12 protein-coding genes are annotated in these 12400 nt (G+C 63.9%); 4 read left to right on the forward strand and 8 right to left on the reverse strand.

Translation table 11 applies throughout. The features are described 5' to 3' along the window. Window positions 1–743: chaperonin GroEL (groEL, locus tag A3AS_RS0134600; RefSeq protein ID WP_018322057.1), on the reverse strand; the 743-nt coding region annotated here is incomplete at its 3' end. Between the two features lie 47 nt (window positions 744–790). Then, window positions 791–1105, reverse strand: coding sequence for a co-chaperone GroES (locus tag A3AS_RS0134605; protein ID WP_018322058.1), 315 nt, complete (start codon window positions 1103–1105; stop codon window positions 791–793). Window positions 1106–1484: 379 nt separating this feature from the next. Between A3AS_RS0134605 and A3AS_RS0134610 the strand changes: the two genes are divergently transcribed. Beyond that, window positions 1485–1772, forward strand: a complete 288-nt coding sequence (locus A3AS_RS0134610) for an usg protein (RefSeq protein ID WP_018322059.1) — start codon at window positions 1485–1487, stop codon at window positions 1770–1772. Window positions 1773–1969: 197 nt separating this feature from the next. Here A3AS_RS0134610 and A3AS_RS0134615 read toward each other — a convergent pair whose 3' ends face one another. Further along, complete coding sequence (locus tag A3AS_RS0134615) at window positions 1970–4099, reverse strand: tetratricopeptide repeat protein (protein ID WP_018322060.1); 2130 nt, start codon at window positions 4097–4099, stop codon at window positions 1970–1972. A gap of 219 nt (window positions 4100–4318) precedes the next feature. Between A3AS_RS0134615 and A3AS_RS0134620 the strand changes: the two genes are divergently transcribed. Both A3AS_RS0134620 and A3AS_RS0134625 read left to right on the forward strand, forming a co-directional pair. Beyond that, entirely contained in the window at window positions 4319–4846 is a 528-nt protein-coding gene (locus A3AS_RS0134620; protein ID WP_018322061.1) for a cupin domain-containing protein, read from the forward strand. Window positions 4847–5262: 416 nt separating this feature from the next. Next, window positions 5263–6387: a rhomboid family intramembrane serine protease gene (locus A3AS_RS0134625; RefSeq protein ID WP_245283349.1), complete on the forward strand. Its 1125-nt coding sequence runs from the start codon at window positions 5263–5265 to the stop codon at window positions 6385–6387. A 106-nt stretch (window positions 6388–6493) separates the two neighbouring features. Here the strand turns inward: A3AS_RS0134625 and A3AS_RS0134630 are convergent, their stop codons facing one another. After that, window positions 6494–7744 carry a NupC/NupG family nucleoside CNT transporter gene (locus tag A3AS_RS0134630; RefSeq protein WP_018322063.1) on the reverse strand — a complete coding sequence of 417 codons (1251 nt, stop codon included), beginning with the start codon at window positions 7742–7744 and terminating at the stop codon, window positions 6494–6496. A gap of 160 nt (window positions 7745–7904) precedes the next feature. On the opposite strand from A3AS_RS0134630, the gene A3AS_RS0134635 reads away from it, so the two are divergent. Next, entirely contained in the window at window positions 7905–9143 is a 1239-nt protein-coding gene (locus tag A3AS_RS0134635) for an MFS transporter (protein ID WP_049815079.1), read from the forward strand. A gap of 209 nt (window positions 9144–9352) precedes the next feature. Here the strand turns inward: A3AS_RS0134635 and A3AS_RS0134640 are convergent, their stop codons facing one another. From A3AS_RS0134640 to A3AS_RS0134655, 4 genes are all read right to left on the reverse strand, one after another. Continuing rightward, window positions 9353–10111 (reverse strand): SDR family oxidoreductase, encoded by a 759-nt coding sequence (locus tag A3AS_RS0134640; RefSeq protein ID WP_018322065.1) that lies wholly within the window; start codon window positions 10109–10111, stop codon window positions 9353–9355. Between the two features lie 24 nt (window positions 10112–10135). Beyond that, complete coding sequence (locus A3AS_RS0134645) at window positions 10136–10894, reverse strand: proteasome-type protease (protein ID WP_018322066.1); 759 nt, start codon at window positions 10892–10894, stop codon at window positions 10136–10138. A gap of 114 nt (window positions 10895–11008) precedes the next feature. Beyond that, entirely contained in the window at window positions 11009–11416 is a 408-nt protein-coding gene (locus tag A3AS_RS0134650; RefSeq protein ID WP_018322067.1) for a carboxymuconolactone decarboxylase family protein, read from the reverse strand. A gap of 72 nt (window positions 11417–11488) precedes the next feature. Beyond that, window positions 11489–12337, reverse strand: coding sequence for a transglutaminase family protein (locus tag A3AS_RS0134655; protein WP_026202673.1), 849 nt, complete (start codon window positions 12335–12337; stop codon window positions 11489–11491). Window positions 12338–12400: the final 63 nt, after the last annotated feature.

The raw sequence follows: 12400 nt of genomic DNA on the forward strand, positions 1-12400 counted from the left end.
ACCAGCGGCTTGCCGGTCTGCACCACGGCCTCGAGCAGCGGCAGCAGCTCGTTCAGCGAGGAGAGCTTCTTCTCGTTGATGAGGATGTAGGCGTCGTCCATCTCAACGCGCATCTTGTCGGCGTTGGTGACGAAGTAGGGCGAGATGTAGCCGCGGTCGAATTGCATGCCCTCGACGACGTCGAGCTCGGTCTCGAGCGACTTGGCTTCCTCGACGGTGATGACACCCTCGTTGCCGACCTTCTTCATGGCGTCGGAGAGGAACTTGCCGATCTCCTGGTCGCCGTTCGCCGAGATGGTGCCGACCTGGGCGATCTCGTCGTTCGAGGTGACCTTCTTGGAGTTCTTCTGGAGGTCCGCAACCACGGCTTCGACCGCGAGGTCGATACCGCGCTTCAGGTCCATCGGGTTCATGCCGGCGGCGACCGACTTGGCGCCTTCCTTCACGATCGCCTGGGCCAGCACGGTGGCGGTGGTGGTGCCGTCGCCGGCCGCGTCAGCGGACTTGGAGGCGACTTCGCGCACCATCTGCGCGCCCATGTTCTCGAACTTGTCCTCGAGCTCGATCTCCTTGGCGACGGTGACGCCGTCCTTGGTGATGCGGGGAGCGCCGAACGACTTGTCGAGGACGACGTTGCGGCCCTTCGGGCCGAGCGTGACCTTCACCGCGTTGGCGAGAACGTCGACGCCGCGCAGCATCTTGTCGCGCGCTTCAACCGAGAATTTGACTTCTTTGGCTGCCATCTGGAATTTTCCTTGGATAATGTTTGACTGGAGGGAAAGAGAGGCTCTTAGGCCGCCTTCTTCTTGGAAGCGGGGACGTCGAGAACGCCCATGATGTCGCTTTCCTTCATGATCAGCAGGTCTTGGCTGTCGATCTTGACTTCAGTGCCGGACCACTTGCCGAACAGCACGCGGTCGCCGACCTTCAGGTCGATCGGGATCAGCTTGCCGGCTTCGTCGCGGCCACCGGGGCCGACGGCGACGACTTCGCCCTGCGAGGGCTTTTCCTTGGCCGTGTCGGGAATGATGATGCCGCCAGCGGTCTTCTCTTCTGCGTCGATGCGCTTGACCACGACGCGGTCGTGAAGCGGACGGAATTTCATGCAGTCCTCCTAAGCATTTGCTCAGATTGATGTTTCAAGGGATGTTAGCAGTCGATGCCCGCGAGTGCTAGCACGAGCGAAGCTGAAATAGGACAGGAATTTTGTGGGAGCAAGGGCTTCTAGCAGAAAAATCAGCACCCGGAAGCGCGGACTGCCAGAATCTCTTTTCCATCGTTAACCGAGGCCGGGCCCGTATTAGCACGGTGCCGCCTCTGCTGCTAACGCATTGAATTTCAACAGCTTGTTAAACTTTTGGGCTTGAGATGGGTTGTCAGTTTGCGTCACATTTCTCTCATGTGAGCGCATCAGTACCGGGTGGCTCGTCAGGCGCACACCGACCAGGCCGCCCCTTGAATGCGCTCCTGCAAAGGAGGTTGGCATGGGCGTACGGAGTGGGGGCGTTTCCGAGGACTTCCGGAAACAGCTTCTAGGTTACGGGCTGACGACGGCGCAAATCCTCTACCGGATGCCGGATCATCCCTCGCTGCTCCAGACCTACGTCTGGCAGAACTACGACCTGTTTCCGAAATTCCCGGCGCTGAAGGATTTCCTGGCCTTCTGGCAGGAAAAGCTCGACGGTCCCCTCCATTCGGTCACCGTCGCGCACTCCAAGCTGATCAAGCCGGCCGAGCTGCGCGCCGTGGATGGCGTGTTCCGGCTGCATTGAGGCGCACACCGGTCCCGTAGGGTGGGCAAAGGCGCTTAAGCGCCGTGCCCACCATCCATGATCGCGCACGGAAGGTGGGCATGCTTCCGCCTTCGCTCTTCGAGCTACGGCGGACAAGTCGCTTTGCCTACCCTACGATATCTCCGTTGCAGCTGCGCCGGGCGAACGCGCTATTCCCGTGATCACCTGAGGGGCGATCAGGCGCCCTCGCTGCAATAGCGTCTCCACATCGCGCGATAGGCCTCGTCGACCGCTCGCCCGTATGAGACGGGGTTGCTGGCGGCTGCGGCCCGGATCTTGTCGGGCAGCTCGCGGCGCAACCTGTCGAGCTCGCTGATCTCAGAACCTCGGCTCGTTGCGATTTCGACATACGTCTCATGGCTGTCGGTGACCCAGTCCGGCAAGCCGAGTGCGGTGAGGATGGAGCCGGCAGCACGGCTGGGCAGGCTGTTGCCGAGCTTCGCCACCACCGGCACGCCCATCTGCAAGGCTTCCCATGTGCTGACGCCGCCATTCTGCGGGAACGGGTCGAGGCAGATATCGACGCGATTGAACGATGCCAGATGTTCGCTTCGCAAGGTGGCGCCGAGCAGATCGACGCGTTCGGCCGGCAATCCGCAAGCCTCGAACCGGGCCAGCAAATTTTCGCGGACCAACTGGTCGTCCAAGGCAACATCCTTGATCAGCAGTCGCGAGCCCGGCACCCGCTCGAGAATCCTGGACCAGACCTGCGCTGCCTCGTCCGAAATCTTGCTGATGCGGTTGAAGACGCCGAAGGTGACGAAACCGTTCGAGATCGCCGGCGTTGGTGCCCGCGGAATCTCGGTCGGCAGCGACGCCAGTGTCACGAAGCACGGCAGGTCGACAATGGTCTCGGCAAACAGATGCCGAACCTCGTGAGGAATCGCGACCGGATCCGACATCAGATAATCGATCGTCGGCAGCCCGGTGCCGGTGCCGTGGCCCCAGCCATGCACCTGGATCGGTGCCGGCTTGCGCGCGAACACGCCGAGGCGGTTACCTCTGGTATGGCCGGACAGATCGATCAGGATGTCGATGCCGTCGGCGCGGATCTCGGCAGTGAGGCGATCTTCGGTCCATTGCGAGGCGTCGCGCCATCGATCGGCGATCCCCTGAAATTCGCCGGTCGTCGCATCCACTTTCGACGAACAAGCGTAGCACACGACCTCGAACTGTGCCCGCTCATGGTGTTGGAGCACCGGCTTGAAAATCAACGCGGCCGAATGCGCGTTGAAATCCGACGAGACATAACCGAGCACCAGACGGCGATCCGGATCGCGGCTGTTGTCATGCGGTCTCGCCGCGCCTGAAGCGATTTTCGCGCCGACACGCTCCCACCACACCTGACGCGCCTGCTGATGCCGTTCAACGGTGGCGTCCCCCGCAAAATCGAGCGTGAATATCTTGTTGGAGATCGCGCTCTGCAGGTCAGGCTGGATGTCGAGGGCTCTGTCGAAACTGGCGAGGGCCTCATTGACCCGGCCAAGTCCGGCGAGGCAAAGACCCAGCACCAGGTGAGCTTGAATGGAATCTGGATCGATCGCGAGCGCCTGCTGGCAGTCGTGGGATGCGTGGGCAATTTGCTGGATCTGGAGCAGGACACTGGCCCGCGCGAGCCACCCATTCGCGTCGTCGGGTGCCAGCGCAATCGCCTGATTGCCGTCTGCCAGCGCTTCGTCAAATCGCTGAAGTTCCCGTAAAGCCGTGGCACGGTTTGCAAGCGCCGCGGCATAGTCAGGCTTGATCGACAGCGCGCGGTTCAAGCTTGCGACGGCCTCGTCGTAATTGCGCTGACGGCACAGCGCCCAACCCCGGCCGTTGTGGGCTTCGGCAAGGCTTGAGTTGAGTGCGATCGCTTTGTCGTAGCTATGGAGCGCCTCCTCGTGAAGGTCGAGGGCCACGCTCGCGTTACCGAGATTGGAGAGGGTTGCGGCGTGGTTGGGCCGCAAGGCGAGGGACTTTCGATAGCTCGCGCAGGCCTCGTCGTGACGCCGCAGCCCGTTGAGCGCGACGCCCAGCCTCATATGAGCATCGGCAGATTGCGGATCCACGGCGACCGCTCGGCTCAGCAGGATTTCGGCCTGCTGAAAGTTCTTGGCATCAGACTCCAAAGCGCCGAGCATGTGCAGCGCCATGAATTGGCTGGGCGCGAGCTGCAGGAGTTGCCGATAGGCAGCCTGGGCCTCGGCGAGAAGCCCCATCTTGTGGAGCTGGAGCGCATGCCCGAGCAACGGCAGCACTTCGGCTTTTTGCCGTTTCTGAAGCCGGGCATTTTGAAATGCACGCTGACCTACGCTGTTGCCCATGGCTTCAATCCCCCAGAATCTCTCTTCGAGATTAATTCAGCGAGAGAACGAATACGAGACGACGGCCGTTCGCCACGACAGCTTGGGACAAGCTACGACCGATCGGGTCATCGAGCCGTCAGCCTCGCGCCCGGCAATTGCCGCCTCATCCAAGACTGGATAATCTGTGCTCGGGTTGTACCCGTCCGGCGGGCGCGGCTCAGATCAGGGAGGCAGACAATGGCCAAGCAAAAGGCATCAAGACCCGCAACGAAGACCGCAGTGAAGAAGCGGAGCGGCGCCAAAGCGGCGGCGCGATCCTCGGCACGCAAGGCGGTGAAGGCGAAGGCCCGCACCGCCGCGCCGAAGAAGCCGGCGCGGCCCAGGCAGCGCATCGCGATCAGCCATCACCGCGAGGAAGACTTCAAGGCCGATGGCCTGCGCGCTTACGCGAAATACCGCGACCTCGGCATCGCCGACGCAAGCCACGGCCTCGCGCAAGCGCACGTGATCCGGCTGCAAGGTCCTTGCGATCCGGCCGAGGTGTCGAAGCTGCATTTTCACGACGTCGACTTCCAGATGGTCTACGTGCTCAAGGGCTGGGTGAAGACCTATATGGACGGGCAAGGCGAGACCTTGATGAAGGAAGGCAGCGCCTGGACCCAGCCGCCGAAGATCAAGCACATGATCCTGGATTATTCGGATGACGTCGAACTGCTGGAGGTAATCCTGCCGGCGGAATTCAAGACGGTGGAGTTGAAGGCGTAGGCCAATCTCTCTCCTTATCATTGCTATGACGGTTCGTAGCCCGGATGGAGCGGAGCGTAATCCGGGGCCGCGTGCGACGACGCGGACCTTCCCGGATTGCGCTGCGCTCCATCCGGGCTACAGGACCTTCGCTGCCTCCAGCCCCACCACCGCCCATCAAACACGTTCGTCAGCGTTCCCGTCACGATCGCTAAAAAGCACCCGATCTGCGAAACCGGGCACTTACCAGTCGGATGGTTTCAGCTGTTCCGCAGGGCGGGCGCTAACCAGTCGAAAATACCTCTCCCGTCAACTCAAAGCTGTGAAAACGCGGGAGTGCTTTCATGGCGACCAACACTTTTGGCCGACGTGGCGTCGCGGCGCCGCCCTCAAGAGCGTCATTTCAACCCGTCGCTGCGCCGATCGTTCGGGAGATCGTGCGCGACCCCGCTCAGGCCTTGCCTAGTGAGGGGACGCTTTTTGGCGACAACAAGCTTTTGGCCGATATCCCTTTCCTCACCATTGGCCTGATTTTTGGTCTGCTTCTGATCTTCGCTCTGCAACGCAGTCTGGCCATCGACGTTGCGCGGGACGGTGACCTCGATGTCCGCTCGCTGATCGCTCAGGGCGCCTCCGGTTACGATCTCGTTGTCGGACGAGGAGAGTGGTGGAGGATTGGCCTTGCGCCGCTGCTGCATGGCAGCGGGTGGCACCTCATCAGCAACTGCATTGGGTTGTTCATCGTCGGCGTCAGGCTGGAGTCTCTGATCGGCCGTGGCTGGTTTGCGCTGATCTTCGTCGCCAGTGCAGTGGCGGGTGAGGTCGGCTCTCTGCTGGGCAATGGCCCCGGCACGGTGGGCGTCGGCGCGTCCGGCGCCATTACCGGGCTCATCGCGGCACTGTTCGTCGCGAGCTTCGATCCCGAAGCGGACGCCGATCAAACCATATCGCGATTGAAGACGTCGCTCTTCTTCGGCGTGCCCGCATTGCTGCCGCTGGCCTTCGGCGCCTCGGGCAATGTCAACTATTATGCCCATGCAGGCGGCGCGGTGGCCGGCGCCGCGCTTGCGATCATGCCGTGGCTCGCCTTCTGGTCCTATGACAGCCTGCCGCGGAGCGCCGGCATGACGTTGCTTGCAGCATCCCTCGGAGCTCTGATCTGCGCCGGCTTCGCCGCGGTGCATTATTCGTCCTACATGGCCGATGCCGTGCACTATATCCGCGCATCGGAAGTGCCGACGAAGTCTGACGAGATGGTCAGCCGGTCTTTCGATCTCGTCACCCGCTACCCGAAAGACGCGCGGGCTCACGTGTTCCGCGCGGTCTTCTTCCTGGAACAAGCCAACCTGAGGTCGGCGGAGACAGAGGCGCGAACCGCCATGTCGCTCGCAGCTTCGGATGTGGCGGGTGGGCCGGTGCGCTCCGGCGCACAGGGCCTCATGGCGGTGTTGCTATGGGCGCAGGGACGGGAAAGCGAGGCGAAAGCCATGGCGGCCGAACCGTGCCGTGCCAAGCTGGCCGAGGTGCGCCGCATCTTGCAGAAGTCGAAATTGTGCAGTTGACCGGAATGACCGGTTCGTAGCCCGGATGAGCGCAGCGACATCCGGGATCGTCTCTCCGCGGCGAAGCTGATCCCGGATACTCGCTGCGCTCATCCGGGCTACGGCATCAAGCCAACACCCCCACGACCGCGCCCATCAAGCAAGTCGTCAGCGTCCCCGATACGATCGACTTCAATCCCAGCGCGTTGATCTCCTCGCGCCGCTCCGGCGCCATCACGCCGAGGCCGCCGATCATGATGCCGAGGCTGGCGAAATTGGCGAAGCCGCACATTGCGTACAGCATGATCAGGCGCGAGCGCGGGTCGAGCGCATCGCCCGGCAGCTTCGAGAAGTCGACATAGGCGATCAATTCGTTGAGCACGGTCTTGGTGCCCATCAGGCTACCGGCCGTCACCGCCTGATCCCATGGCAATCCCATCAGCCAGCACACCGGCGCCATAACCAGCCCCAGCAGGCGCTGTAACGAGATCGCGGCGCCGCCAACGTTCGGCAGCAGGCCGAGCATAGCGTTGACGAGATAGACCAACGCCACCAGCACCAGCAGCATGGCGACGATGTTGATCAGCAGCTCGATCCCCGCGGTGGTGCCTTTCACGATCGCGTCCATCGTGCTGGAGACCTCCATCTCCGGATCTTCGAGCGTGCCGCCGGTACGCGTGTCGGAGGTTTCAGGCACCATGATCAGGCTGACGAGGATCGCGGCCGGCGCGCCCAGCACGGAGGCGATGACGAAATGCGCGGCCGCGTCAGGAATGAGAGGAGCAAGGAGCGTCGCATAGAGCACCAGCACCGTGCCGGCGATGCCCGCCATGCCGCCGGTCATCACCAGGAACAATTCGCTGCGGGTCATCTGCTTCAGATAGGGCCGCACGAACAGCGGCGCCTCGACCATGCCGAGAAAGATGTTTGCGGCGGTCGAGAGGCCCACCGCGCCGCCGACGCCCAGCGTCCGCTCCAGCAGCCAGGCCATGCCGCGCACGATCGGCGGCAGCACGCGCCAGTAGAATAGCAGCGTCGTCAGCACGCTCATCACCAGCACGATCGGCAGTGCCTGGAACGCCAGGATGAAATCGGCGCCAGGCACCTTGACGTCGAAGGGCAGGGCGCCGCCGCCGACATATCCGAACACGAAGGCGGAGCCGGCGCGCGAGGCAGCCGAGATCGCACCGACCGCGTCATTAATGGCGCCGAAGGCGTGCGCGACGACCGGCAGCTTCAGGAGCACGATCGCGGTGACGAAGGTGGCGACGAGGCCGATCGCCACCTGCCGCAGCGACACCGCGCGCCGATTCTCCGCCAACGCGAAGGCGATCAACAGCAATGCGAAAATGCCGAGTGCCGATTGCAAGCGCAGCATAATGTCCCCAAACCCTCAATGATTATGGCCGTGCCGGCGCTGCAAAGGCAATGCCGGGGGCCGCCAGAAGCGCCCCACTGTTGACAAGCGGGGCCACCTCGGCCACGCGGGGGCCTTCGACAGTGAGGGGGCGAGCGGTCCGAGGGTGGCCCAAAAGGCGATGCCAGAGCAACCAATATCCGGACACCCGCCGGTCAGCGCCCGCGCGCTTCTCGCCCATCGCGCGTTCCTGTTCTTCCTGCTCTCGCGCAGCCTGTCGCGCTTTTCCAGCCAGATCGCGGCGGTCGCGATCGGCTGGCAGATCTACGATCTCACCGGCTCGGCCTTCGACCTCGGCATGGTCGGCCTCGTGCAGTTCCTGCCTACCGCGCTCCTGGTGTTCGTCGCCGGCCACGCCGCCGACCGCTATGAGCGAAAGCGCGTGGTCCAGCTCTGCCAACTCGTTGAAGCGGCGACCGCGCTCTATCTCGCAATCATCACCTATCTCGGCGCGGTCGGCGAAGTCCAGATCTTCATCGCGACCTTCGTGCTCGGCATTGCCGGCGCGTTCGAGAGCCCGACCACGGCGGCGCTGCTGCCGCTGATCGCGCCGCAGGGCTCGCTTCAGCGCGCCACCGCCGTCTCCAGCGGCGCGGCGCAGGTCGCGACCATCACCGGGCCGGCGCTCGGCGGCTTCGCCTATGCGGTTTCCCCGCATCTCGCCTACGCCGTGATGGTGCTGTTCTGGATCTTCGGCATGATCCTGACCGGCTTCATCCGGCCGCGTCCGCAGGCGATCGCGAAGGAGGGGATGGACGCGGACAACATCTTTGCCGGCGTTCGCTTCATTCGCAGCAATCCGGCGATCCTCGGCACCATTTCGCTCGACCTGTTCGCGGTGCTGTTCGGCGGCGTCACCGCACTGCTGCCGATCTATGCCCGCGACATCCTCCAGACCGGTCCGGTCGGGCTCGGCGTGCTCCGTGCCGCGCCGGCGGTCGGTGCGCTCCTGATGACCATGGTGCTGGCACGTCACGCCATCTCGAGGCACGTGGGCCTGCGCATGTTCCAGGCCGTGATCGTGTTCGGCCTCGCCACGATCGTGTTCGCGCTGTCCTCCTGGATGTGGCTGTCGGTGCTCGCGCTCGCCGTGCTCGGTGCCGCCGACACGATCAGCGTCGTGATCCGCTTCTCGCTGGTGCAGCTCTCCACCCCCGACGAGATGCGCGGCCGGGTCGGCGCGGTGAACTTCCTGTTCATCAACGCCTCGAACCAGCTCGGCCAGTTCGAAAGCGGTGTGGCCGCCGCGCTGCTCGGCGCCATGCCGGCCGCCGTGCTCGGCGGCGTTGCCACGGTTGCGGTGGCGCTGCTCTGGATGAAGCTGTTTCCCAGCCTGCGGCAGGTGGAGAGCTTGGAGTAGGCCTCCGCTCTCTCCACGTCATTGCGAGGAGCGAAGCGACGAAGCAATCCAGAATCTTGCCTTGGAGGCATTCTGGATTGCTTTGCTGCGCTCGCAATGACGATTGTTGAGATAGCTCGTGGACTTAACTCGCGTCACCCCCGCAGCCAAGCAGCAGCAGGCGCCTCTTGACGCCTACTGTGCATGAGGTTGTTTTCGCAATTTTAGCTTCAACCCCGTCCGACGAACGGCATCTTGGTTGCCATGACCGTCATGGTCAGCACGTTGGCGTCGAGCGGCAGGCCGGCCATGTAGGCCACGGCATCGCCGACCGCTTTCGCATCCATGCGCGGCTCGTGCTTGGTGGTGCCGTCCGGCTGCAGCACGCCGGGGCCGTTGACCATGCGATCGGTCATCGGGGTCGCGGCATTGCCGATGTCGACCTGGCCGACCGCGATGTCGTACATGCGGCCGTCGAGGTTGCTGGCCTTGGTCAGACCGGTGATGGCGTGCTTGGTCGAGGTGTAGGCCGCCGAGAACGGGCGCGGCGCATGCGCCGAGATCGAGCCGTTGTTGATGATGCGGCCGCCGCGCGGGGTCTGGTCCTTCATGATGCGGAAGGCGTGCTGGGTGCACAGGAACGGGCCGGTGAGGTTGGTGTTCACCACCGCCTGCCACTGCTCGAGGCTGAGGTCCTCGAAGTTCACCGCGGGAGCGCCCATGCCGGCATTGTTGAAGAGCACGTCGAGCCGGCCATAGGTGGCCTTCACCTTGTCGAACAGTGCGGCGATGGAATCCGGCTTGGTCATGTCGGCGGTGACGCACAGGCTTTTCCCGGCGGGACCGAGCTTCGCCGTCTCCTCGAGCATGTCGAGCCGGCGGCCGACCAGCACCACGGTGAAGCCGGTGTTCATCAATGCCAGCGACGCGGCGCGCCCGACACCGGTGCCGGCGCCCGTCACCACTGCGATCTTGTTTGCTTCACTCATTGTTTCCTGCCTTTTCTCATGCTGTCAGGTTTTGGGTTCTTTTTCGTTCTTGTAGGGCGGCCGTGGAATGTTCTGGTGCGCCGCGCGCAGCGCCGCCGACCAGCGCGAGCGCAGATCGTGGAAATAGGGCTCGCCGGCCTCGATGCGATGGTTGAGATCGGCATCGCAGGCATCGGCGCGCACCACCAGCACGTCGATCGGCAGGCCGACGCCGAGGTTCGAACGCATGGTCGAATCCATCGAGATCAGGCCGGTCTTCAGCGCCTCGTAGAGCTCGACGTCGTAATGCATGGCGCGGTCGAGCACCGGCTTGCCGTATTTGTGCTCGCCAATCTGCAAATACGGCGTATCGGTGGTGCATTCGATGAAATTGCCGGCGGTGTAGATCATGAACAGGCGCATCCGGGAGCCCTTGATCTGGCCGCCGAACAGGAAGGAGACGTCGAACGAGACGTCCTCGGATCTCAGCGCCGGGCCCTCGGTCGCGTGCACCGCGCGGATCGCCCGGCCGATGCGCTGGGCGGCCTGGAACATGGTCGGCGCGTTCATTAGCGTCTCGAGCTCGCCCGTGTTGGGGTCCTCCAGGCCTTCGGTCAGCGTGGAGAGCACGGACTGGCTGATGGCGAGGTTGCCGGCGCTGGCGATCGCCATGATGCGCTCGCCGGGCTTGGAGAAGATGTGCAGCTTGCGGAAGGTCGAGACGTTGTCGAGGCCGGCATTGGTGCGGGTGTCGGCGATCATCACCAGACCGTCCCGAACCAGGATTCCGCAGCAATAGGTCATTTCCAGTCCCCGAACGCGTTTGCGCGGAATTACTAGCGAATTTCGGGAGCCGGTCCAACCCCCGATTCCCGGGGGAACGTCGTCATTCCGGGGCGTGGCAGCCAGCTCTGCCGCTCAATCCGCGGCATCGACGAGAAACGCCTCGTCGACCGGCACGCCGAGTGCCGTGACAAGCCGGTTGGTCTCCGCGGCCATGCCGACGATGGCGAGCAGCTCGGCATATTCGGCCTCGGTCATGCCCTTGGCCCGCGCGGCGGCGGTGTGGGAGTGAATGCAGTAGCTGCAGCCATGCGCGATCGAAACCGCGACATAAAGCATTTCCTTGACCTTGGGATCGAGTGCGCCGGGAGCCATCACCTCCTTGATGCTCTCCCACGTCCGCCGCAGCGTCTTCGGATCATGCGCCAGCGCACGCCAGAAATTGTTGACGAAGTCCGACTTTCGCACCTTGCGGATATCGTCGAAGACGGCGCGCGCTTCAGTGGAGAGTTCATCGTCCGAAAGCAGTTTTACGGTGGCCATGGGTACCTCGCGGGGGGGGGCAGCTTCGATCCCCGCGAGTGTAGCACGACCGATGCGCTCGAACGGCTGCGCCTAGCTCTGCCGTTGGGATTGCGATTGCGACGGACCGCCGCGGCCGGCCTGCTCGACCTTCACGGCCACGGCCAGCGTCTCGGCGCCGCCGCCATAGCGGGTGCCGCGCACCGGGGCCGCGCCGAGATAGTCGAGCCCGATCGCGACGCGGACATGGGCGTCGGTGGCGCAGATGCTGTTGGCGGGATCGAAGCCGACCCAGCCGAGATCGGGCACAAAGGCTTCCGCCCAGGCGTGCCCGGCGTCCTGATGCACCGTGCCGTCCGCGCGCAGGAAATGGCCGGAGACGAAGCGCGCCGGCACGCCGCCGGCGCGGGCGCAGGCGATGAAGATGTGCGCGTAGTCCTGGCAGACCCCGCGCTTGAGCGTGAACGCCTCCGCCGCCGAGGTGCCGCTGTTGGTCGGGTCCTCGTCGAACGTCATGTGATCGGCGATCTCGGTCATCAGCGTATGCAGGAAGCCGAGCGTGTCGCTCTCGGCCTCGCTGCGCAATTGGCGCGCAACCGCCATCATCGCCGGATTGACCGAGGTGAGGTCGGTGGCACGCAAGAACATGCCGGCCGGAAAGCGCTCGTCGGTCCCGCGCAGCACGCCGCCGGTGTCGTGGGTCTCGATCAGGCCTTCGGCGGTGATCTTGATGTCGCCGACAGGCCCGCAGGACAGCACATGGGTGACGTTGCCGAAGGCGTCCTCGTGGGTGTCGAGCTTGGTGTCCGTGGAGACGTCGATCTGCCATTCCGCCACATATTGCCCGTCATGGCTGCCGGGCGTCATGCGCAGGATCTGGATTACGCTGGTGGCCGCCGGCTCGTAGCGATAGGTCGTGGTGTGCAGGATTCGCAGGCGCATGGTGGTTTTGATCCATTCCGGGCGATGCGTCAGCATCGAACTCTAGTGCGTAATTGCGCACTT

Origin of the sequence: Bradyrhizobium sp. WSM2793, from assembly GCF_000379585.1 — a bacterium.
Classification (GTDB): domain Bacteria; phylum Pseudomonadota; class Alphaproteobacteria; order Rhizobiales; family Xanthobacteraceae; genus Bradyrhizobium.

Coding starts and splice junctions, on each gene's coding strand:
- A3AS_RS0134605 (WP_018322058.1), bottom strand. CDS start 1,105: ATGAAATTCCGTCCGCTTCACGACCGCGTCGTGGTCAAGCGCATCGAC.
- A3AS_RS0134610 (WP_018322059.1), top strand. CDS start 1,485: ATGGGCGTACGGAGTGGGGGCGTTTCCGAGGACTTCCGGAAACAGCTT.
- A3AS_RS0134615 (WP_018322060.1), bottom strand. CDS start 4,099: ATGGGCAACAGCGTAGGTCAGCGTGCATTTCAAAATGCCCGGCTTCAG.
- A3AS_RS0134620 (WP_018322061.1), top strand. CDS start 4,319: ATGGCCAAGCAAAAGGCATCAAGACCCGCAACGAAGACCGCAGTGAAG.
- A3AS_RS0134630 (WP_018322063.1), bottom strand. CDS start 7,744: ATGCTGCGCTTGCAATCGGCACTCGGCATTTTCGCATTGCTGTTGATC.
- A3AS_RS0134635 (WP_049815079.1), top strand. CDS start 7,905: ATGCCAGAGCAACCAATATCCGGACACCCGCCGGTCAGCGCCCGCGCG.
- A3AS_RS0134640 (WP_018322065.1), bottom strand. CDS start 10,111: ATGAGTGAAGCAAACAAGATCGCAGTGGTGACGGGCGCCGGCACCGGT.
- A3AS_RS0134645 (WP_018322066.1), bottom strand. CDS start 10,894: ATGACCTATTGCTGCGGAATCCTGGTTCGGGACGGTCTGGTGATGATC.
- A3AS_RS0134650 (WP_018322067.1), bottom strand. CDS start 11,416: ATGGCCACCGTAAAACTGCTTTCGGACGATGAACTCTCCACTGAAGCG.
- A3AS_RS0134655 (WP_026202673.1), bottom strand. CDS start 12,337: ATGCGCCTGCGAATCCTGCACACCACGACCTATCGCTACGAGCCGGCG.